Consider the following 22,312-nt stretch of genomic DNA (forward strand, 5'->3'; position numbering starts at 1 on the left):
TTTGCTTACGCATTTTTAAAGACGCATTTTCCCGTTGCATTGCTGATAAAACGGTGACAGCATAAATCAAAAGTAATCACTAAATGATTTATATTGACTACCTGTAAGGAGCAGTGCGATGAGTAAAGTGGAGACCATTACCCGTGAATCCTGGATCTTGAGCACCTTTCCAGAGTGGGGAAGCTGGCTGAATGAAGAGATTGAACAGGAGCGCGTCGCTCCCGGCACCTTCGCTATGTGGTGGCTGGGCTGCACCGGGATCTGGCTCAAATCAGAAGGCAGCACCAACGTCTGCGTCGATCTCTGGTGCGGTACGGGTAAGCAGAGCCATGGTAATCCGCTGATGAAAAACGGCCATCAGATGCAGCGCATGGCGGGCGTGAAGAAGCTTCAGCCTAACCTACGCACCACGCCGTTTGTGCTCGATCCTTTTGCTATCCGTGAGATCGACGCCGTGCTGGCTACCCACGATCACAACGATCATATCGACGTTAACGTTGCCGCCGCCGTGATGCAGAACTGCACCAGCAACGTGCCCTTTATCGGGCCGCAAACCTGCGTCGATCTGTGGGTCGGCTGGGGCGTGCCGCGGGAGCGCTGCATCGTGGTGAAACCGGGGGATGTGGTGAAGGTGAAGGATATCGAGATCCACGCCCTGGATGCCTTCGACCGTACGGCGCTAATCACCCTGCCGGCGGATCAGAAAGCCGCAGGCGTGCTGCCGGATGGGATGGATCTGCGCGCCGTAAACTATCTGTTCAAAACGCCCGGCGGCTCCCTGTACCACAGCGGTGACTCCCACTACTCCAACTACTATGCGAAGCACGGCAACGAGCATCAGATAGACGTCGCGCTGGGATCCTACGGTGAGAACCCGCGCGGCATTACCGATAAGATGACCAGCGCCGATATCCTGCGCATGGCAGAGGCGCTGAACACCAAGGTGGTTATTCCGTTCCATCACGATATCTGGTCAAACTTCCAGGCCGATCCACAGGAGATCCGCGTGCTGTGGGAGATGAAAAAAGATCGCCTGAAGTATGGCTTTAAGCCCTTTATCTGGCAGCCGGGCGGCAAGTTTACCTGGCCGCTGGACAAGGACAATCTGGAATTCCATTTCCCACGCGGGTTTGATGACTGCTTTACCTGCGAGCCTGACCTGCCGTTTAAATCCTTCCTGTAAAGCGCAGAGCGTGCCGGCTAAGTCCGGCACTTTTTACCTGTAGGCTTAGTAATTCACGACTATTTCAAATAAAATCGTAAAAAATCATGTTTAATCGGCATAGCTCATGACGGAAGCGCAACGACACCAAATTTTACTTGAACAGCTGGCGCAGACCGGGTTTGTGACCGTAGAGCAGGTCATCGACCGGCTTGGCGTCTCCCCCGCCACGGCGCGTCGCGACATTAACAAGCTTGATGAGAGCGGCAGGCTGAAAAAGGTCCGCAACGGTGCAGAGGCCATCATTAGCCAGCAGCGACCGCGCTGGTCGCCAATGAACATCCATCAGGCGCAGCATCTCGATGAGAAGATGCGTATCGCTAAAGCCGCTGCGCTGCTGGTGAACGCGGGCGAAAGCGTAGTGATCAACTGCGGCTCTACGGCCTTTTTGCTGGGACGTGAAATGTGCGGCAGGCCGGTGCAGATCATCACTAACTATCTGCCGCTGGCTAACTACCTGATCGATCAGGAGCACGAGAGCGTGGTGATCATGGGCGGGCAGTACAACAAGAGCCAGTCCATCACCCTGAGCCCACAGGGCAGCGAAAACAGCCTCTATGCCGGGCACTGGATGTTTACTAGCGGCATCGGCCTGACCGCCGACGGCCTCTATAAAACTGACATGCTGACGGCGATGGCCGAGCAGAAGATGCTTAACGTGGTAGGCAAGCTGGTGGTGCTAGTAGACAGCAGCAAGGTCGGCGAGCGCGCCGGGATGCTCTTTAGCCGCGCTGACCAGATCGATATTGTGATCACCGGCAAGCAGGCCAGCCCGGAGATTGTTAAGCAGCTTGAGGCACAGGGCGTTAAGGTGATGCGCGTCTAAAGATGCGCCTTAAAGAAGCCTACCGCCGCTTCCAGCGCCGCCGGGGTGATCCGATGACGAACGCCCGCCTCCCAGCGGCAGGTAAGATGCCGATCCAGGCCTGCATCCTGTAGCGCCTTGTGTAAGCGGTGCGATTCAGCCGCCGGGACGACGTCATCGTCTTCACCATGCCACAGCAGCAGCGGGCGGGAAGCAAGCTGTGTCAGGTGACCCGCCACGTCCCATGCAGCCAGCGGGGCGATAATGTCGTGAAGCTCGGCAGCCGTCTCTGCCTGCGGCGGGAACAGCGTTCGGGCAAGCGAGGTAAAGTAGCCGGAGCCCATCAGGCTGGCGACGCACACCAATTCCGGGTGCTGCGACATCAGGCCAAGCGCCGTCATGCCTCCCATTGACGCGCCGCCCACCGCAAGACGCCCCTCGGCAACCCAGCCTTCATGCATCAGCGCATCCCGCAGCGCCGGAAACTCATGAAAGTTGCTCTGCAGGATCTGCCAAAACTGCCCCAGCCGCGCCTGCTCGTCACCGTTAAAGCGTGCGCCGTGATCGCGCGCATCGGGCATCACAACGCGAAAACCTGCCTGCGCCAGCGCAACGGCGAAGTAGCTGTAGACCAGCTTCGATGAACAAAAGCCGTGATAAAAGAGCACGGTAGGCAGCGGTACGGCGCGTTTTCCGGTGGGTGCCGCGTGCAGGATCTCAATGCCTGCCAGCTGGCGTGTTTCAAGTTCAATCATGGCGATCTCCTGATAAAGCCCTTGGTATGCCACGTCCCCCTGCTCTTCGCAAGCGGCTGCCGCTGCGCGTACAAGAAAACAGTGAGAAGTACATTACGCTTTCGCATTATTTACAGCGGAAAATAGCGTGAGAGCTAACAAAATGGGAACATTCTCCATAAGGTTATTAAAGGAAGCACTACACTATGGCTAACGGGACAGGGCTAACGGGAAACGAGAAAACGCTATGCATCGACTCACACCACTTTTTTTAGCGCTGAGCCTCAGCAGTTGTAGCATGCTGCAAAGTACGCCGCATCCTGCCCCGCCGGTGAGCGACCAGCCGCAGGAGATTAGCCGCAACCAGACAGCGGGTCTGCAAAAGATAGAAACCATTAGCGTGATGGTGCGTGGATCGCCGATGGATGTCGAGTCGGAAATCAAAGCCAAAGCGGCGGCCATGAAGGCGGACTACTATGTCATTCTTTTGGATGATGAAACGGTCGTCCCCGGCCAGCGATATGGACAGGCCATTTTGTATCGTCAGTAATGGCGCATTGTTTTTTAAAGGATATTTACACTGCTTTGCGTCCGTAGACTTTTTCCCGCTTACAATCATTCAGGGTCGGTCAGGAATAGGTAAAAGGAGCGGATTTATGAAACGATCTCTTGCTTTAACGTCGCTGCTGATTTCCGTCGGTTTGGTGAGCACCACCGCGCAGTCTGCAGAGTTTGCCAGCGCCGATTGTGTGACTGGTTTGAATGAGATTGGCCTTATTTCCGTGAGCAACGTCTCCGGCAGCGTACAGGACGTAGAGCGTGCCATTGCCCTGAAAGCCGACGAACAGGGGGCTTCCTGGTACCGCATTATCAAAATGGATGAGGTACAGAGCGCCAATAGCTGGCAGGCGCAGGCGATCCTCTACGCCTAAGCTCGTTCGGCTTGATCACATTCCGAGCTAAGCCCCCCTAAAAACAGTGGCTACTCATTTTGTTGCTTTTTAATTACCATATTGTAAGTGTGCCAATACATTTTAGTAACATCTTGTTACACAGATCCGCTAAATATTAGCGCGTAACTGCCGTTGAACGAGCCACACTTCTCGGGCAACGGACACTCTATGAACGCTCTTATTCGACGTGCTGGTTTAGGCACAAAGCTTTCGTTGCTGACGGGCATCAGCGTCGCGGCACTTTTTCTGCTGTTTACCTCTCTGATGAGCCACAAGGCAAGCCAGCAGCTTGAAGCGCTGGCGACTGAAGATCTGCACAACCAGGCTACCGGCGTGGCCGATATGGTTGAAATGTTTAGCAGCAGCCTCAGTGACGAAGTCGAGCGCTATACCCGTCAGTTCAGCACCTTTATTCCCCAGCCGGTCTCTCTCGACACAACGCAAACCCGCACCATCAACGGCCTCACCGTTCCCCTGCTAAAAGGCGGCGAGACGGAGCTGCACGAAAATAACGACATACCGGACGACTTCTTCCAGCGCACCGGCTCGATTGCGACCCTGTTCGTGCGCAACGGCGATAGCTTTGTGCGCGTCGCAACCTCCCTGCGCAAAGAAGACGGCGAACGCGCTATCGGCACCCAGCTCGACAGCACCAGCCCGGCGCTGGCTCCCGTTCTGCGCGGTGATATCTATCGCGGACTCGCCCTGCTGTTTGGCAAGCGCTATATCACCCAGTATCAACCGATGAAGGATGCCAGCGGTAAAACCATTGCCATCCTGTTCGTTGGCGTGGATATCACTCGCTCCTGGGACATCATGCGTGACAAGATCCTCCAGCGCCGCCTGGGCGAGAGCGGGCATTTCTTCGTTCTGAACCGCAGCGCCGGTAAAAACTACGGCACCTGGCTGTTCCACGCCAGTGAAGAGGGACAGCGTCCGCAGTGGGGCGAGGACGCTGAACAGCAGCTGTTGAGCCTGGCCTCCGGCACGCTGGAGCGTAAAACTCAGGATGGCCGCACCCTGCTGGTCTCCTGGACCGCCCTGCCGGGCTGGAACTGGACGATCGTCGGCGAAGTCGATAAGGCCGTGCTGCTGCAGGATGTGACCCGTCTGCGCAACCAGTTTCTGATTGCCGGCGTGCTGATCTCCCTGCTCTTTGCCGCGCTGTTTGTGATCATTACTCGCCGCTGGCTGACCCGCCCGCTGCGCGAGGTCACCGCCCTTGCCCAGACCTACGCCTCCGGGGATCTGCGCGCCTCCCTCAGCTCTACGCGTCAGGATGAGGTAGGTCAGCTGATCCACGCTATTAACGGTATCGGCAACGGCCTGCAGAACATGGTGCATCAGGTTCGCGAGGCGGCGGGTGATATCCACTTCGCCACCAACACGCTGGCGGCGGACAGCAGCGAAATCAGCGATCAGATCAACAAGCAGGCGAGCAGCGTGGAGGAGACCTCTGCCAGCATGGAGCAGCTTGCCGCCACCGTGCAGCAAAACGCGGCCAGCATGGAGCAGACGCAGCATCTGGTGAACGAAACCTCACAGGCGGTGCAGAGCGGCGGGCAGACGGTAGGCCGGGCGGTAGCGACCATGAGCGATATCCGCAGCGCCTCACAGCGTATTGCGGATATCACTCAGGTGATTGAATCTATTGCCTTCCAGACTAATATTCTCGCCCTTAATGCTGCGGTTGAGGCCGCCCGCGCCGGGGAGCATGGGAAAGGCTTTGCGGTGGTGGCCCAGGAGGTTCGCGCCCTTGCGGCCCGCAGCGCCAACGCCGTAAAAGAGATTGAGTCGTTGATTGCCGATACGCTGCAAAAGGTTACCGAAGGACACACGCTCTCTGAGCAGACGCGTCAGGCCATGACGTCGATCATCGACCACATGGACAATATCAACCAGCTGGTGACGGAGATTAACCACGCCTCCCGCGAGCAGTCGGCAGGGATTAACCAGGTAAACCTGGCGATGACCCACATTGGCGATGCGACGCACGTCAACGCCGAACGCGTTTCCCGCAGCGAAGAGACGGCCCAGACCCTACGGGAAAAAGGCGCGCACCTGAAGCAGTTGGTTAGCCTGTTCCGCCTCTAACCTACCCCACCCGTGGCGCGCAGCAGCAGGTCATTTTGCACCTGAGCGCTAAGCAGCACGTTGCCACGGGTATCCAGCATAGTTTGGCACCACGCCTGGGCGACAGGCGGTGAGGCGTAACGCAGCATCTGCGCCCCGGCGGCCAGCAGGTAGAGCTGCTGGGTAATCTCCCGGGCCTGCGCCTCCTGCGGGCGATGCAGCCGCTGCTGCAGCCGTCGCCATGCACGATCGAAGTGGCGATCCTGGCCTTTCACCTCACCAAAGGTGTCGCTCAGGAGCTCCATCACGCCGGGCTGCTTGCCGAGCACCCGCATCACGTCCAGACACATGATATTGCCCGACCCCTCCCAGATGCTGTTAACCGGCATCTCTCGGTAGAGGCGCGGCAGCTCGTTATCCTCACAGTAGCCCGTACCGCCGAGCACCTCCATCGCCTCGGCGACAAAGGGGATCCCCGCCTTGCACACCGCGTACTTCGCCACCGGCGTAAACAGGCGCGCCCACAGCGTCTCCTGCACGCTCTCCCGGCTCTCCCACGCTCGCGCCAGGCGGAAAAGAAACGCCGTCTGCCCCTCTAGCTGCAGCGCCATACGAGAGAGCACGTCGCGCATCAGAGGCTGATCGACCAGGTGCTTACCAAACGCCTGCCGCTGATGGGCATGGTAGAGCGCAACGGAGAAGGCCCGGCGCATCAGGCCGTGGCTACCCAGGGCGCAGTCGAGGCGCGTCAGGCCGCCCATCTTGAGGATCTGCCGGACGCCGTCCCCCTCTTCCCCCAGCAGCCAGCCGGTGGCGTCTAAAAACTCCACCTCGCTGCTGGCGTTGGAGCGGTTGCCGAGCTTATCTTTCAGGCGCTCAAGGCGCAGGGCGTTGCGCGTACCGTCAGGCAGAAAGCGCGGGACAAAGAAGCAGGAGAGCCCGCCTTTTGCCTGAGCCAGCACCAGGTGAGCATCGCTCTGCGGTACGGAGAAAAACCACTTGTGACCCACCAGCCGATAGGCCTCGCCGCTGCCTTTACGTTCCAGCGGCTCTGCCCGGGTGGTGTTGCTGAGCACATCCGAGCCGCCCTGCTTCTCCGTCATCCCCATGCCGATCAGCACCCCGCGCTTCTGCCCGCCGGGGGCCAGATGGGCGTCATAGCGATCGCTGAGCAGCGGTTTGTGCCAGTCCTGAAACGTCGCGGGCAGCGCCTGCTGGAGCAGCGGCGTGGCGGCAAAGGTCATGGTGACCGGGCAGAGGGTGCCCGCTTCCACCTGGGCGTGGAGGACAAAGCGCGCCGCGCGGGCGACAAAGGCGCCGGCGCGGGCCTCCTCTTCCCAGGCGAGGTTGTGAACGCGGTTGGCGCACAGCCCCTGCATCAGCAGATGCCACGCGGGATGAAAGCGCACGTCGTCGAGGCGCTCACCGGTGGGATCGTAGCGCAGCAGCTCCGGCGGATTGGCGTTCGCCAGCCGGCCCAGCTCCAGCGACTCCGCTGTGCCGAGCTGCTGCCCGATGCTGGCCAGCAGCTCGGCGTCCCAGCCAGCGCCCTCACGGGCAACGGCGTCGCGTAGCGAGGCATCAGAAAGAAAAAGGTTGCTGTTGTTGAGCGGAATGGGTTGATTGAAAACGGTGTGGGTTTGCCAGCGCATACTCTCTCCCCTGTTCAATGGCGTTGCCATTCAGTATGCACAGGGAGAATTTTTCGGCCGCAGCAGGGGTCACAAAAAACCACCCCGTAGGGTGGTTAGGTCAACGGTGAAGCTTAGCCGCGCTGGCGAACCGCTTCAAACAGGCAGATGCCCGTCGCAACGGAGACGTTCAGGGAGGAGACGCTGCCCGCCATCGGGATGCTGATCAGCTCGTCGCAGTGCTCGCGGGTCAAGCGACGCATGCCTTCGCCCTCTGCGCCCATCACCAGCGCCATCGGGCCGGTCATTTTGCTCTGGAACAGGGTGTGATCCGCTTCGCCCGCGGTGCCGACGATCCAGATGTTCTCTTCCTGCAGCAGACGCATGGTGCGCGCCAGGTTGGTCACGCGGATCAGCGGCACGTTCTCTGCTGCGCCGCTAGCCACTTTTTTCGCGGTAGCGTTAAGCTGGGCCGAGCGATCTTTCGGGACGATCACCGCATGGACGCCAGCGGCGTCGGCGCTGCGCAGGCAGGCCCCGAGGTTATGCGGATCGGTTACGCCGTCGAGGATCAGGAAAAAGGGCCGATCGAGGCTGGCGATCAGATCCGGCAGATCGTTCTCCTGATACTGACGTCCCGGTTTCACCCGTGCAATGATCCCCTGGTGCACCGCGCCTTCGCTTTTTTCATCCATAAACTGGCGGCTCGCCACCTGGATAGTCACACCCTGGGCTTCCAGAGCATGGATCAGCGACATCAGACGTTTATCTTCACGTCCTTTCAGAATATAAACGTCCTGAAAGCGCTCCGGGGCGCGTTCCAGCAGTGCCTGCACCGCGTGGATGCCATAAATCATTTCACTCATGAAGGGTACTCGATCGAGGTTAAAAGGGTCTTTCCGCCCCATTATAACCCACGACGCCCCCCAACGTCCCTTCCCGTTACGCCCTGACCTTCACCAGCGCATGCTTTTCCGGCGGATGGGCGGGCAGAATGGCGTCCAGCAGATAGCGCGTGTACTCGTGCTGCGGACGGGCGAAGAGATCCAGACACGGCCCCTCCTCCACGATGCGTCCCTGATACATCACCCCCACCCGATCGGCAATATGGCGCACAACGTTAAGATCGTGGAAGATAAACAGGTAGGCCAGGCCATACTCCCGTTGCAGATCCATCAGCAGGTTGAGGATTTGCGACTGGATAGAGACGTCCAGGGCCGATACCGGCTCGTCGCAGATAATCAGCTTTGGCCGCAGGATCAGCGCCCGGGCAATGCCGATGCGCTGGCGCTGGCCGCCGGAAAACTCGTGGGGATAGCGCCCGGCGTCGTGCGTCCCTAGCCCTACCTGCGTCAGCATAGCGGCAACCGCCTTTTTGCGCAGCGCCGCATCCTTTTCGCCGTGAATAATCAGCGGCTCCTCAATGGAGTAACCCACCGTGCGTTTAGGATCCAGCGTCGAGAGCGGATCCTGAAAAATCATCTGGATCGATCGCCGCATCTCCCGCCACTGGCGGGGGTTAAGATCGCGCAGCGAATGCCCGGCAAACTCTACCCGCCCGCCGGAAGCCGGGGTCAAGCCCAGAATCGAGCGGCCGGTAGTGCTCTTACCGCTGCCGGACTCGCCCACCAGGGCGTAGGTCTCGCCGGCGTTGAGGGTAAAGCTCACATCCTGCACCGCGTGGACGGTATGCCCGCGGCGGGAAAAAGTTTTCGACAGATGCTCTACGGTTAACAGGGGTTGGCTCATACATTGACTCCCGTCTCTTCGGCCCGCCAGCAGCGCACCTGGTGTGTGCGGCTGTCGATAGCGCGCAGCGCTGGCGGCTGGCTGCGGCAGGTTTCCGTCGCCAGCGGGCAGCGATCGCCAAAGGTGCAGCCCACCGGCAGGGCGTTAAGGGGCGGCACGCTGCCGCGGATCTCTGCCAGCCGGGTTTTCGGGGCGCGATCCTGCGATGGCCGCGCGGCCAGCAGCGCCTGGGTATAGGGGTGACGCGGGCGATGGAACAGCGTGCTGACGTCGCACTCCTCCACCACCTGCCCGGCGTAGAGCACCACCACCCGCTGGCACAGCTGCGCCACCACGCTGAGATCGTGGGTGATAATGACGATCCCCATCGCCGACTGCCGCTTGATCTCCTCCAGCAGGCGTAGAATTTGCGCCTGGATCGTGGCGTCGAGAGCGGTGGTCGGCTCATCGGCAATCAGCAGCGAAGGAGCGCTGGCGATAGCAATAGCGATCATCACCCGCTGACGCATGCCGCCGGAGAGCTCATGAGGATAGGCATTCGCGCAGCGTGCCGGATCGGCGATCCCCACCTGTGTCAGCAGGCTAAGGATTCTCTCCCGCCGTGTGGAACGATCCAGCGACGTATGCAGCTTCAAGCTCTCGTCGATCTGAAAACCAATGGTAAAGACCGGGTTCAGGCTAGAGAGCGGATCCTGAAAGATCATCGCCATATCGCGCCCGCAGCGCTGGCGCTTCGCTCTTGTAGAGAGCGTATCCAGCCGCGCGCCGTTGAGGGTCACCTCGCCGTCGGTGCGGCTGGTGCGCGAAGAGAGCAGGCCCATCAGCGCCTGAGCAGTTACGCTTTTACCGCAGCCGGACTCGCCGATAATGCCCAGCGTCTCCTGCTGATGAAGCGTAAAGGAGACCCCGCGCACCGGGGAGACGACGCCCTGCGGCGTGGCAAAGTTGACCCGCAGATTATTCACGCTAAGCAGTGGCGGTGGATTAACCATGCTGTTCTCCCTTTTTCAGCAGGCGCAGCACGCGCCTGGGCAGCGGCCTGAGGCCTGGCTCGGCGCTGTCGCGTAGATCGTCACCGACAATATTCAGGGCCAGAATCAGCAGCACGATAGCGATGCCAGGGAAGAAGGTCATCCACCAGGCCGTGAAGATTACCGCTTTGCCCTCCAGCAGCAGGTTGCCGAGGCTCGGCGTAGGGGCAGGCACGCCAGAGCCGAGAAAGCTCAGCGCCGCCTCGGTCAGAATGGCTACCGAAAAGACCCACGTTACCTGCACAATCAGCGGGGAGATGACGTTGGGCAGCAGATGCAGCCAGACGATCCGTCCTGAGGTCGCCCCCTGAGCGCGCAGCGCTTCGATAAAGTTTTTCTCTTTCACCACCATCGCCGCGCCGCGGATAACGCGGGCGATAGAGGGGACATAGACCAGCGACAGGGCCAGCACCACGTTCGCTACGTTGGGGCCGAGCACGCCAACGATGGCAATCGCCAGCAGCAGCGACGGAAAGGCAAACAGGCCGTCGCAGACGCGCATCAGGATGCGGTCCAGCGGCCGATACCAGGCGCACAGCAGGCCGATGACCATGCCAACCGCTCCAGCAATCAGCGCCACCGCCGCACCAACGCTCAGCGAGACCCGCACCGCCAGCGCCACGCGCACAAAGAGATCCCGACCAAAGTTATCCGTGCCGAACCAGTGGGCGGCGCTAGGTGCCTTCAGGCGGCTCAGCGGATCGATGCTGTAGGCATCCCACGGACTAAACAGGCTGCCGCAGAACGAGAGCAGCACAATGGCGGCCAACACGCCGCACCACAGCAGCAGCTTGTGATCCTTCATGAGCGCTCCCCTCCCTCAACGGACAGGCGCGGATCGACCACGTAGCTCAGCACGTCCACCGCCAGGTTAATCAGCACGTAGCAGACGGTGATCAGCAGCACGACGCCCTGGATCACGGTGAAGTCACGCCGCTCGATGGAGTCGACGATCAGCGAGCCAACGCCGGGAATACCAAACACGCTCTCAATAACGATGGTCCCGGTCACCAGCGAGGCGAAGGACTCTCCGCAGATGGTCAGGACCGGGATCAGGGCGTTCTTCAGGGTATGGCGCAGCAGCACCGTGCGCTCCGGCACCCCTTTCGCCCGGGCGGTGTTGATGAAGTTCTCCTGCAACACGTCGAGCATCACGGCGCGGGTCATGCGGGAGATCAGCGCCGCGATGCGAAACCCCAGCGCGATGGCGGGCAACGTCAGATACCAGACGTTTTGCAGCCAGTCGTCATTGGTGGAGCGGTAGCCCACGACCGGGAACCAGCGCAGCTGCACGGCGAAAAAGAAGATCAGAAACAGGCCGAGCAGAAAGCCCGGCACCGACATGCCAAAGGTCGCCAGGGCGCGGATCGCCCGATCGGCAAAGCGCCCGTGCTGCCAGGCGCTGATGACTCCGCTCGCCAGCCCAAGCACCAGCGCAATCGCCTGAGCATAGAGCGCCAGGGCCAGCGTCGGAGCCAGATGCTGCAAAAACAGCTCGCTGACGCTGGCGTTAAGAAACAGCGAGTGGCCCAGATCGCCGGAGAGTACCGCGCCGAACCAGCGAACAAACTGCATCAGCAGCGGCCTGTCGAGTCCCATCTGCTGGCGCAGGGCAGCGATATCCTGCGGGCTGGCGTCGTTGCCGAGGATCACCATCACCGGATCGCCCGGCGCGAGATGCACCAGGCAGAAGACCACCAGCGAGACGACAAACAGCACCGGCAGCAGCGCCATGATCCGGTGAAACAGAAACCACTTCATAGGCTGTCACTCCCCTCAGGGCTGGCTGACGGTCACGTTCCACAGCACCGGACCAATCAGGTCGCGGTACCCCTTCACGTTTTTCTTGATGGCAATCGGCTCCGGCGTAGTGTGGCCCAGCACAATCACCGGCAGATACTGCCAGCTCAGCACGTTGAGCTTGTCCACCAGCGGCCTGGCCTCTTTCAGCGACGGGGCCTGCTTGATCGCATCCAGCACGCCGTCAATCTCCGGGCTGTTGCTCAGCCCCGGGAACTTGGCCCGCGAGTCGAGGAACGGATACTGGTGCAGCACCTGACGCATCGAGAACTCCAGCGCGCAGAGATCGAAGTTTTTCGGATCCTGGCGGCGCTGCAGCACGGTGGGCCAGTCGTAGACGTCGAGGCGCGACTTAACGCCGATCTGCTTCAGCACCTGCTGGGCGACAATCGCGAGGTTATAGAGCTCGGCATACTCTTTGGTGGCGATGATCACCACCTCTTCGCCGTTATAGCCGGACGCCTTCACCAGCTGGCGGGCCTCGTCGAGCTTATGCTGGTTCCAGAACGGCTTGCCCGCCTCGCTGTACCAGTCGACCTGATTAGGGAAGCCCAGAGAGGGATCCTCTTTGAAAAAACGCGGATCGCTGTAGCCTGCCAGCAGCGTCTGGTGAACGTCGAGGGCAAGGTTAAACGCCTGGCGCAGCTTGACGTTGGCAAAGGGTCCCTGCTGCTTGTTGAAGAGGTAGGTGATCAGCGACCCACCGCTCTCCGGCTGGGCCAGAGTAAGATCCGGCGCGCTGGTCAAGGCATCGATATTGTCTTTCGGCAGGTTGAAGACGATGTCGTACTCGCCGGTCATCGCCCCCGCCAGCCGGGTTGACTCATCGGTAATGTAGCGGAACCAGATATCCTTCACGTTGGCCTGCTTCTGGCCGGAGAGGCCACTGGCTGGCTCGCTGCGGGCGGCGTAGCCGTCGTAGCGGGTCAGGTGCAGGTACTCGCCCTGCTTAAACTCCGCCAGCTTATACGGCCCGGTGCCAATCAGCTCGCTGACCGGTTTTTTACTGCTGTTCGCCGCGTCAATCAGGCGTTTAGGCATGATTGCTGCAATGTTCTTCACGTCGGCCAGCACGTTGAGCGTAATCAGCGACGGCTCGGGAAGCGTCAGGCGCACGGTCTTATCATCAACCTTGCTGAAGACCGCGCCGGGGAGGTTAGCTTTCCCCTGAGTGGAAACCGCCAGCCAGCGACTCATCGAGGCGACCACGTCGTCCGCCGTCAGCGGCTGCCCGTCGTGGAAACGTACGCCGTCCCGCAGCACAAAGGTGTAGGTTTTGCGATCGTCGCTCAGGGTATAGGACGCCACCAGATCCGGCACCGGCTCAAACTTATCGTTGATGGTAAACAGCTCTTCAAAGATGTGGCGATCCACATCTGAGGTAGCGTTGTTAGTGGTTAAGTAAGGATCCAGCGTACCGGGCCGGTTGCCATAGGCGATATTCAGCGTGGCGTTGCGGTTCACGGTTTCAGCCAGCGCGCTTCCCCAGGGTAAAGAGGCCGCCAGCAACAGTGCGGCGGCAGAGAACACATTTTTCATTCAGCAGCGGCTCCGGTCAGGGTTCTGTCGGCGTGTGGGCTGGTTTTGCGCCCGGCAAATTCGTCTTTCGCCTCCTGCAACAGCGCTGGCTCGGTCAGCAGGCGCAGGCCCGCGTTAGCCAGCACCACCGCACCAGTCACCAGCGCGTCGTAGCCTTGCTCGGAGTTAGCGGCTTCGCGGAAGGCGACGGTGTGGCCAATCAGATCGTCCGGACCAATCTTGATCGACGGATGCGCGGTCGGCACGGCGTGGCTGATATCCCCCACGTCGGTGGAGCCTTTGCCCTCTTTCTGACGCAGATCGACCTGTTCACCCACGGCAGTAAACTCCTCAAGGAAGAGGTTGTTCAGCGTCTGGTTGATATTGAAGTCACGCGGGCCAACCTGGTGCTCAATTTTTACCGTGGTGCCGGTGGCGATGGCGACGCCCTCGGCAATGGCACGGATACGCGGCTCCAGGGCTTCCACCGCCTCACGCGTTTCCGCCCGAATGTAGTAGTGCGCGGAGGCATACTCTGGGATCACGTTCGGGGCCTGGCCGCCGTTGGTGATGATGCCGTGCACGCGTACGCCGTCCGGCAGCTGCTGGCGCAGCACGCTGATACCGTTATAGAGCAGCACCAGCGCGTCGAGGGCGTTGACGCCTTTATGCGGCGAGCTCCCCGCGTGGGAGGGCTTACCGTAGAAGTGGAAATAGAGGTGGTTGTTCGCTAAGAATGGCCCGGTCAGCTGCGTTTTGCCGCCGGGGTGCACCATCATCGCCACGTCCACGTCTTTCAGAAAACCGTGCTCAACGAAGCGCGCCTTGACGTTGCCGTTTGGCCCGCCCTTGCCGCGCAGGCCGCCCTCTTCCGCCGGAGTGCCGAGCACCACCACCCTGCCGCCGGTCTGGGCCAGGGTCTCGCTCAGGGCGATCGCCGCCGCGATGCTGGTCACGCCAATGATGTTATGCCCGCAGGCGTGGCCGATATCGATCAGGGCATCGTACTCCGCCAGATAGGCGATGGTCGGCCCCGGTTTGCCGCTCTCTTTCACCGCATAGAATGCCGTTTCGTGTCCGGCCACGTTCGAAGTTACCTCGAAGCCGTTTTTCGCCAGCAGCGTCGTCAGCAGGCCGTTGGCGTAGTACTCGTTATTCCCAGTCTCCGGATGGGCATGAATATCTTTCGAGATCGCAATATATTCGTCGCGGTGTTGGTGAATACTCTGTTCCAGCCGGGCTTTTAATTCGCTAATGCTCATTGCTTCCACCTTATGTTGATGACAGTCGATTCATTCCCGACACCGGGAACCACGGATCCACTAAAAATGGCGCTTTGCCTCCTGGCGGACGCGGTGCAGAACGTGCTGCTTAATCTCGCTATACAGCGGGTGCGCCGCCAGGTTTTCGATATCGCGCTCGCGGCCAAACGGCAGGGTCAGCTCTTCAACGATTTTTCCCGGTTTGGCCGACATGATCAGAATGCGGTCGGCGAGGAACAGCGCCTCCTCCACGTCGTGGGTAACGAAGAGCAGCGTGGTCTCGGTTGCTAGCCAGGCGTTGCGCAGCAGCTCCTGCATCATTAGGCGCGTCTGGGCGTCAAGCGCACCAAACGGCTCATCGAGCAGCAGCACCTCGGGGCCGGGCAGCCAGGCGCGAGCCAGCGCCACGCGCTGCTTCATGCCGCCAGAGAGCTGCCAGGGAGCGTGGTTCTCGAAGCCCCTCAGCCCAACCCGCGTTAGCCACTCTCGCGCCTGGGCGTTGACCTTGTCGCGGTTATGCTTGCCCAGGCGTGGGCCAAAGGTGACGTTGTCCAGTACCGACAGCCACGGAAACAGGTTCGGCTGCTGGAAGATCATTCCCCGCGATGGGCCGGGCTGGCGCACCGGTTCTCCGCCGCACAGCACGCGCCCGCTGTCGGGCTGGTTAAAGCCCGCCACCAGGTTGAGGATGGTGGATTTGCCGCAGCCCGACGGCCCCAGCAACACCACAAACTCACCCTTCTGTAGGGAGAGGGAGATATCTTCCAGCACGGTAAAAGGGTGCGGTTTCGCCGCAAATTGGAGAGAGACGTTCTCCAGCGCAATCTGTACAGCCATTATTCTTTCCCCGCCCACGGCACAAACAGGCGTTGCAGGCCCAAAAGAAGAAGATCCAGCAGATAGCCAATTCCGCCGAGCAGCAGAATGCCCAGCATCACAATGTCGGTACGCAGGTAGGAGCTGGCGTTGATCACCATCCAGCCGAGGCCCGAGCTGGCAGCCACCATCTCCGCCGCGATAAGCGAGGTCCAGCCGATGCCAATGGAGAGCCTGACGGTAGTGAACAGATCCGGGAGCGCATCCGGCAGCACCACGCGCAGAAAAATCTGCCCCCTGGTGGCGCCCAGCGTCTGGGCGACGCGAATGCGTGACCGGCCGATGCGCTCAACCGCCGCGCTGGCCCCCACTACCACGCTCAGGAAGGTAGCGATAAAGATCAGAAAGAACTTTGATGCTTCGCCGATGCCCAGCCACACCACCGCCAGCGGGATCAGAGCAATCTTCGGCAGCGGACGCAGAAACTGAACGAAGGGGTTCAACACCGCCGACAGGCCGTTGGAGAGGCCCATCAGCAGTCCGAGCGGGATACCAACCACAATCGCCACGGTAAAGGCGCTCAGCGCCCTCGCCAGGCTCACCATGACGTGCTCCCAAAGCGGCACCTGACGGTAGCCGTCTGCCAGCAGCTCTTCCGTGGTTAACCCGATATCGGTTAACGACGGCAGCAGAAGCGGATCCACCCACTGCCGAGTAGCCGCCACCTGCCAAATCACAAAAAAGATCGCCACCGATGCAACGCTGATGGCGATGTGCTGACTCAATCTCATTGCGTAGCTACCGCCGCTTTACGAATATATTCGGAGTTGATGGCCTGATCCCAGTTGGCGGGAATATCACGCTTGCGGATCTCACCGATGCCAGCGAGGAAGCTGGAGGTTTTGCTCAGCGCCTTGCCGATACCGCTGTCGGTAGTCTGAGTGCCATTGCCCAACCAGGCGGCGGTGCCCTGCTCGGCCAGGGTCGGATACTCCAGGCCGCCGAGGGTGTTAGCCGCGGTCGTTACCGGGGCGCCCACCTCTTTTGCCACAATGGCGGCAGCCCGCTCAGGATCCTTCTTGAACTCGTCGACCTTCTCCTGATGTACGCGCAGGAAGGCGCTGACGGTTTCCGGATACTGCTTGGCGAAGGCCTTACGCACTACGTAGTTGTTGTAGATCAGGTAGCCATCTTTCTGCAGATCCTTGGTGGCAAAAACCTGATGACCGCCGGAAGACTCCAGCTCCTGGGCAAAGGGGGCCCAGACGTAGCCTGCGTCAATATCGCCCCGCTTCCACGCGGCGACCATCTCGGCCGGACGCAGCGGCAGCAGGGTAATTTTGCTACGGTCGAGCTTATTGACGCTGATCGCCGCCTCCAGCGCGTACTGTGCGGTGGAGTTAGGCGGGTAGGCCACGCGTTTCCCTTCGATATCCTTAATGTTATTAATGCCGTCTTTGCCAATTAAGCGCTCGTAGCTGGCAATCACTCCGGAGACGCCAATAATCTCTACCGGTAATTTACGCACGACGCCGGCGGTGGCCGGGCTGGATCCAAAATTAGCAATATCGATGGCGTTGCTGGCGAAATAGCTCAGCGCATCCGCGCCGGAGGCAAACTGCACCCATTTCACTTTGCTGTTTAACGCTTTATCCAGCGAGCCGTCGGCTTTCGCCAGCATTAATACCTGTGAACCGCCGCTGTAGGCGACACGCACTTCTTGTGGTGAGGCGGCCCAGGTCATATTTGTCCATAAGCTACCCGCTGCCAGTAATAAGCAGAGACTTTTTTTCATTTTATTTATCCTGTTAGAGAGTGAAAAGATTAACGATATTTCTGCCAGAGGGCCGAACATCGCTCCGCCAGCGCCTGGGCAGGATCGATGGCGTGGGCAAGAAAGGGGGAGTCAATGGCGTCCAGCGCCACCGGCACTTCGGTGCAGGCAAGAATGAGCGTTTCCGCGCCCCGCTCAACCAGCGCCTGGGCCTGAAGAGAGAGCAGCTCGCCGCCCTCGCGCAGCGCACCGCGCTTTACCGCGTAGCAGCCGGGAATAAACCAGCTCTCCAGCTCCTGCTCAGTAGGCAGAACTGGGATAAGGTTAAGGCGTTCCAGCCCCTGTTGAAACCAGCCCGCCGCCAGCGTGCCGTGAGTCGCGATGACCCCGACGCACGTCGGCGCACGCTCGGCAACACGCTCAAGGGTCGCCTCAACGATATGCAGGATCGGCGCGTCACTGGCGCGGCTCAGGGCGTCATACCAGTGATGGGCCGTATTGCAGGGAATGGCAATATGGCTTGCCCCGGCGGCGTTGAGCTTTTCGATGCCGTTCAGCAGCTGCGGCAGCGGCGACGGGCCAAGCCCGGCCAGCGCCTTCTGCCGATCGGCAATCTGGGGAACGTTCCAGGCGACGACCGGGATCTGCTGCTGATCGCGGGTCGCAGGCGTGGCGGCCAGCAGCTTCGCCATAAAATCCACCGTCGCCAGCGGCCCCATGCCGCCGAGAACGCCTAACAAAAACGGTTTCATCCTTCCAGCACCTGCCGATAACCAAATAGCCCGGCGGCGCCGCCGGTGTGGATAAACACCACGTTTTCATCCTTGCGGAAGTGGCCCTTGCGGATCAGATCCACTAGCCCGGCAAAGCCTTTGCCAGAGTAGACCGGATCCAGCAGAATACCCTCGTGACGCGCCAGCAGGCGCAACGCCTCTAGCATGCCTTCGGTCGGCAGCCCGTAGCCTTCGCCAACGTAGTCGCTGTTAGCCACGACGGCATTGCGCGGCAGCTCGCCCGGCACATTCAGCAGCTCAAGCGTGCGGGAGGCCAGATTCCAGACGTTCTCCTCCTGCTTCACCTTTGGCGCACGCACGCTAATGCCGAGCACCGGAACGTGGCTATGGGTGGCGTGGAAACCCGCTACCAGTCCGGCCTGGGTGCCCGTGCTGCCGGTGGCGTGGACCACATGGTCGATACGCAGGCGCAACTGGGAGGATTGATAGAGAAGCTCTTCGGCGCAGGCAACGTAGCCCAGCGCCCCGATGGGGTTAGAGCCGCCGCCGGGGATCACGTAGGGGCGATGGCCTTTATCGCGCAGTTCGCTGGCATAGCTCTCCATGGCCTGCTGCATGTCGGTGCCACCCGGCAGATGGGCGACGATCTCACCGCCGAGCAGCTCATCCAGCAGCACGTTGCCGGAGCGCTGATAATCCTCACCGAAGTCGGTGACCCGCTTCTCCAGCAGCACTTTCGCTGGCAGACCCAGCTTCGCCGCGCCGGCGATGGTCTGGCGTACATGGTTAGACTGGGTAGCACCCTGAGTAATAATCACGTCAGCGTTCTGCTGCTGTGCATCCGCCAGCAGAAACTCAAGCTTACGGGTCTTATTTCCGCCGGTCGCAAGGCCGGTTGCATCGTCGCGTTTAATCCATATTTTCGGCCCGCCCAGCAGCGCGGAGATATTCTCTAAAGGCTCAAGCGGCGTCGGAAAATGGCCCAGAGAGAGGCGGGGGAAACGTGCCAGATGCATAATAGCTCCTTGCGAATTAACGCATCAGATATTTAACAATTATGCAGCTACTATACACAGGCGGGCTTTTAGGCTAAGGACAAATAAAAAATATCGATTGCCAGAAATTAGCTAACGGCAGAAATAAAAAATCCCCTTTACGCATAAAGGGGATTAATAAGGTTACTCAGCGGTTTTCTTTTTTGCCGCGCGCTTTGCTTTGGTGGCGGCGGCAATTTTTTGCGTTTTCGCAGAAGGCGCTTTTGCCGACGGCGCTTTCTCTTTCTTCACCTTCGGCTGTGCGCCGTCGGTCGCTTTTCCTTTACCTTTGCCCTTCTCGCGGCGGAACTCGCTGTCCGGCTCAAAGTTACCTTTTTTACCGACCTGGCGACGACGGCCGCTGGGTTTACCCGGCGCGCCTTTTTTAGCACGCTCACGTTCGGTCTTGCCGACGTTGCGCGGAGCACGCTCGCTGGAGATCAGCGCAAAGTCGATCTTGCGATCGTCCATGTTTACCGCTTCGACGCGTACTTCAACGCGATCGCCCAGCCGGTAGGTCTGCCCGCTGGATTCGCCAATCAGTCGCTGACCCACCTGGTCGAAACGGTAGTAGTCGTTATCCAGCGAGGAGACGTGAACCAGACCGTCGATAAACAGCTCGTTAAGGCGCACGAAGAAGCCGAAGCCGGTAACGCTGGCGATCACGCCCTGGAAGTTGCTGCCCACGTGATCCTGCATGAAGTCGCACTTCAGCCAGTCGGCAACGTCGCGGGTTGCTTCGTCGGCACGGCGTTCGGCCATCGAGCAGTGCTGACCCAGCTGTAATACCGCTTCCATCGGATAGTGCCAGCCGCCCGACGGGGTGCTGTTACCCTCAAGCCCCTGCTCTTTGGCGACCAGGTACTTAATGGCGCGGTGCAGAGAGAGGTCCGGGTAGCGGCGGATCGGCGAGGTAAAGTGGGCATAGGATTGCAGCGCAAGGCCAAAGTGGCCCCGGTTTTCCGGATCGTAGATCGCCTGCTTCATGGAGCGCAGCAGCATGGTCTGCAGCATCTCATGGTCAGGACGATCGGCGATGGACTCCAGCAGCGCAGCGTAGTCTCGCGGCTCCGGCTTGTTACCGCCAGGCAGCTCCAGACCCAGTTCGGCCAATACCGAGCGGAACGAGGTGATGGCTTCGGTGGTTGGACGGTCGTGAATACGGAACAGTGCTGGCTCCTCGGCCTTCTCAACAAAGCGGGCGGCAGAGATGTTGGCGAGGATCATGCACTCTTCAATCAGCTTATGGGCGTCGTTGCGCTCGGTCAGCTCAATACGCTCAATGCGGCGCTCGGCGTTGAAGATAAACTTCGCCTCTTCGCTCTCAAACGAAATACCGCCGCGCTCTTCCCGCGCCTGGCTCAACGTTTTGTAGAGGGTATGCAGCTCTTCAATGTGTTTCACCAGCGGCGCGTACTGCTCACGCAGCTCCTGGTCTCCCTCCAGCATATGCCATACCTTGTTATAGGTCAGACGTGCATGGGAGCTCATCACCGCTTCGTAGAATTTGTAGCCGGTCAGACGTCCCTTGGTGGAGATGGTCATCTCGCAGACCATACAGAGACGGTCAACCTGCGGGTTGAGGGAGCAGAGGCCGTTGGAGAGCACTTCCGGCAGCATCGGTACGACCTGCGACGGGAAGTAGACCGAGGTACCCCGGCTGCGTGCTTCGTCATCCAGGGCGGTGCCCGGACGAACGTAGTAGCTTACGTCGGCAATGGCTACCCACAGACGCCAGCCGCCGCCGCGTTTTTTCTCGCAGTAGACTGCATCGTCAAAGTCACGGGCGTCTTCACCGTCGATAGTGACCAGCGGCAGGTTACGCAGATCGACCCGCCCGGCTTTCGCTGACTCCGGAACCTCTTCTTTCAGGCCGCTGACTTCCTGCTCAACGGCAGATGGCCAGATGTAGGGGATCTCATGGGTGCGCAGGGCCATATCAACCGCCATGCTGGTGCCCATGTTATCGCCAAGGACCTCAACAATTTTACCAATGGCTTTGGTGCGTCGCGTTGGGCGCTGGGTAAGTTCAACCACCACCACGAAGCCCATCCGCGCGCCCATAATCTCTTCCGGCGGGATAAGGATGTCGAAGCTCATGCGGCTGTCATCCGGCACCACAAAGCCTACGCCCGCGTCGGTAAAGTAGCGCCCGACAATCTGGCCGGTTTTCGGGACCAGCACGCGCACGATACGCGCTTCACGACGGCCTTTACGATCTGCGCCAAGCGGCTGGGCCAGCACCTGATCGCCGTGAATGCAGGTTTTCATCTGCTCGCTGGAGAGATAAAGATCGTCTTTGCGGCCTTCGACGCGCAGGAAGCCGTAGCCGTCGCGGTGGCCAATAACTATCCCCTTGAGCAGGTCAAGGCGTTCCGGCAGGGCGTAACACTGGCGGCGGGTAAAGACCAGCTGCCCGTCACGCTCCATGGCGCGCAGGCGGCGGCGCAGCCCTTCTAGCTGCTCTTCGCCTTCAATATTGAGTTCCTGCGCCAGTTCTTCGCGGTTAGCCGGTTTTTCGCGTTTTGATAAGTGATCGAGAATGAACTCGCGGCTAGGAATAGGGTTCGCGTACTTCTCAGCTTCGCGCTCCTGGAAAGGATCATGTGACATAGCGGTTCCTCCGTTGTCAGCTCTGGCAGAGCGTTCTCTTACTCCACCATTAATAATTTATACAGCGGTTGATTCTCTTCAACCAAATCGGCCAGCGTGTAGTGATCAAGTTCCATCAGAAAACTGTTCACGGCCTTGGAGAGTGCCTGCTTCAAACGGCAGGCAGGGGTAATATGGCAAAATGCGCTGCTACAGTTCACCAGCGTGAGCGGTTCCAGCTCACGCACGACGTCACCAATGCGAATGGTATTAGCAGGCCTGCCCAGGCGAATGCCGCCGTTTTTCCCTCGAACAGCCGCGACGTACCCCGCCCGGCTCAGCTGGTTGATTATTTTGACCATGTGGTTGCGGGAAACCCCGTACACCGTCGTCACTTCAGAAATATTAGTCATTCGCCCTTCCGGTAGCGACGCCATATAGATCAGGGCACGCAATCCGTAATCGGTGAAACTCGTTAACTGCACATCAACCTCAGGATAAAGGGAAAAACGCGGGATACCAGTTGGTATTAACACTATTGATGATAAACCAGCCACATAGTTAGCGACTAATTTATTTAAGCT

General features: G+C 59.9%; 21 protein-coding genes. 5 read left to right on the forward strand and 16 right to left on the reverse strand.

Going from position 1 to position 22,312, the window contains the following annotated elements; all coding sequences use genetic code 11:
* Positions 1-118 precede the first annotated feature (118 nt).
* Together ulaG and ulaR are read left to right on the forward strand one after the other, a co-directional pair.
* Positions 119-1,183, forward strand: coding sequence for an L-ascorbate 6-phosphate lactonase (gene ulaG / locus FN633_RS17995; protein WP_154058727.1), 1,065 nt, complete (start codon positions 119-121; stop codon positions 1,181-1,183).
* Positions 1,184-1,289: 106 nt separating this feature from the next.
* A complete protein-coding gene (gene ulaR, locus FN633_RS18000; protein ID WP_154058728.1) occupies positions 1,290-2,048 on the forward strand; it encodes an HTH-type transcriptional regulator UlaR in 759 nt (252 codons plus the stop codon).
* On the opposite strand, the gene yjfP is transcribed toward ulaR, so the two are convergent.
* Positions 2,045-2,782: an esterase gene (gene yjfP, locus FN633_RS18005; RefSeq protein ID WP_154058729.1), complete on the reverse strand. Its 738-nt coding sequence runs from the start codon at positions 2,780-2,782 to the stop codon at positions 2,045-2,047. The genes ulaR and yjfP overlap by 4 nt on opposite strands.
* Positions 2,783-3,008: 226 nt before the next feature.
* Between yjfP and bsmA the strand changes: the two genes are divergently transcribed.
* The 3 genes from bsmA (at position 3,009) to FN633_RS18020 (ending at position 5,808) form a co-directional block, all read left to right on the forward strand.
* A complete protein-coding gene (bsmA, locus tag FN633_RS18010) occupies positions 3,009-3,311 on the forward strand; it encodes a biofilm peroxide resistance protein BsmA (protein WP_154058730.1) in 303 nt (100 codons plus the stop codon).
* A 106-nt stretch (positions 3,312-3,417) separates the two neighbouring features.
* Complete coding sequence (yjfN, locus tag FN633_RS18015; protein ID WP_154058731.1) at positions 3,418-3,693, forward strand: DUF1471 family protease activator YjfN; 276 nt, start codon at positions 3,418-3,420, stop codon at positions 3,691-3,693.
* A gap of 189 nt (positions 3,694-3,882) precedes the next feature.
* Positions 3,883-5,808, forward strand: a complete 1,926-nt coding sequence (locus FN633_RS18020; RefSeq protein WP_154058732.1) for a methyl-accepting chemotaxis protein — start codon at positions 3,883-3,885, stop codon at positions 5,806-5,808.
* Here the strand turns inward: FN633_RS18020 and FN633_RS18025 are convergent.
* From FN633_RS18025 to nsrR, 15 genes are all read right to left on the reverse strand, one after another.
* Positions 5,805-7,439 (reverse strand): isovaleryl-CoA dehydrogenase, encoded by a 1,635-nt coding sequence (locus FN633_RS18025; RefSeq protein ID WP_154058733.1) that lies wholly within the window; start codon positions 7,437-7,439, stop codon positions 5,805-5,807. The two genes, FN633_RS18020 and FN633_RS18025, sit on opposite strands and share 4 nt — an antisense overlap.
* Before the next feature lie 113 nt (positions 7,440-7,552).
* Entirely contained in the window at positions 7,553-8,275 is a 723-nt protein-coding gene (gene rlmB, locus FN633_RS18030) for a 23S rRNA (guanosine(2251)-2'-O)-methyltransferase RlmB (RefSeq protein ID WP_172462275.1), read from the reverse strand.
* An 85-nt stretch (positions 8,276-8,360) separates the two neighbouring features.
* Entirely contained in the window at positions 8,361-9,167 is an 807-nt protein-coding gene (locus tag FN633_RS18035) for an ABC transporter ATP-binding protein (protein ID WP_154058734.1), read from the reverse strand.
* Positions 9,164-10,159: an ABC transporter ATP-binding protein gene (locus tag FN633_RS18040; protein ID WP_154058735.1), complete on the reverse strand. Its 996-nt coding sequence runs from the start codon at positions 10,157-10,159 to the stop codon at positions 9,164-9,166. The genes FN633_RS18035 and FN633_RS18040 overlap by 4 nt, the downstream gene beginning before the upstream one ends.
* Positions 10,152-11,003, reverse strand: a complete 852-nt coding sequence (locus FN633_RS18045) for an ABC transporter permease (RefSeq protein WP_154058736.1) — start codon at positions 11,001-11,003, stop codon at positions 10,152-10,154. The genes FN633_RS18040 and FN633_RS18045 overlap by 8 nt, the downstream gene beginning before the upstream one ends.
* The gene (locus FN633_RS18050) at positions 11,000-11,959 is read right to left on the reverse strand and encodes an ABC transporter permease (protein ID WP_154058737.1); all 960 of its coding nucleotides are present in this window, start codon (positions 11,957-11,959) and stop codon (positions 11,000-11,002) included. The genes FN633_RS18045 and FN633_RS18050 overlap by 4 nt, the downstream gene beginning before the upstream one ends.
* Before the next feature lie 15 nt (positions 11,960-11,974).
* Entirely contained in the window at positions 11,975-13,537 is a 1,563-nt protein-coding gene (locus FN633_RS18055) for an ABC transporter substrate-binding protein (protein ID WP_154058738.1), read from the reverse strand.
* Positions 13,534-14,778 carry a M20 family metallopeptidase gene (locus tag FN633_RS18060; RefSeq protein WP_154058739.1) on the reverse strand — a complete coding sequence of 415 codons (1,245 nt, stop codon included), beginning with the start codon at positions 14,776-14,778 and terminating at the stop codon, positions 13,534-13,536. Before FN633_RS18060 ends, FN633_RS18055 begins: the two co-directional genes overlap by 4 nt.
* Positions 14,779-14,838: 60 nt before the next feature.
* Positions 14,839-15,615 (reverse strand): ABC transporter ATP-binding protein, encoded by a 777-nt coding sequence (locus FN633_RS18065; RefSeq protein ID WP_042388528.1) that lies wholly within the window; start codon positions 15,613-15,615, stop codon positions 14,839-14,841.
* Entirely contained in the window at positions 15,615-16,385 is a 771-nt protein-coding gene (locus FN633_RS18070) for an ABC transporter permease (protein ID WP_042388529.1), read from the reverse strand. The genes FN633_RS18065 and FN633_RS18070 overlap by 1 nt, the downstream gene beginning before the upstream one ends.
* On the reverse strand, positions 16,382-17,389 hold the full coding sequence (locus tag FN633_RS18075; RefSeq protein WP_154058740.1) for a taurine ABC transporter substrate-binding protein: 1,008 nt from the start codon (positions 17,387-17,389) through the stop codon (positions 16,382-16,384). The genes FN633_RS18070 and FN633_RS18075 overlap by 4 nt, the downstream gene beginning before the upstream one ends.
* 29 nt (positions 17,390-17,418) lie before the next feature.
* The gene (gene cuyB, locus FN633_RS18080) at positions 17,419-18,120 is read right to left on the reverse strand and encodes a cysteate racemase (protein ID WP_154058741.1); all 702 of its coding nucleotides are present in this window, start codon (positions 18,118-18,120) and stop codon (positions 17,419-17,421) included.
* On the reverse strand, positions 18,117-19,118 hold the full coding sequence (gene cuyA / locus FN633_RS18085) for a D-cysteate sulfo-lyase (RefSeq protein ID WP_154058742.1): 1,002 nt from the start codon (positions 19,116-19,118) through the stop codon (positions 18,117-18,119). Before cuyA ends, cuyB begins: the two co-directional genes overlap by 4 nt.
* Before the next feature lie 162 nt (positions 19,119-19,280).
* Positions 19,281-21,749: a ribonuclease R gene (gene rnr, locus FN633_RS18090; RefSeq protein WP_154058743.1), complete on the reverse strand. Its 2,469-nt coding sequence runs from the start codon at positions 21,747-21,749 to the stop codon at positions 19,281-19,283.
* A 38-nt stretch (positions 21,750-21,787) separates the two neighbouring features.
* Positions 21,788-22,213 (reverse strand): nitric oxide-sensing transcriptional repressor NsrR, encoded by a 426-nt coding sequence (nsrR, locus tag FN633_RS18095; protein ID WP_154058992.1) that lies wholly within the window; start codon positions 22,211-22,213, stop codon positions 21,788-21,790.
* Positions 22,214-22,312: the final 99 nt, after the last annotated feature.

It is taken from the genome of Pseudescherichia vulneris (assembly GCF_902164725.1).
Lineage (GTDB): Bacteria > Pseudomonadota > Gammaproteobacteria > Enterobacterales > Enterobacteriaceae > Pseudescherichia > Pseudescherichia vulneris.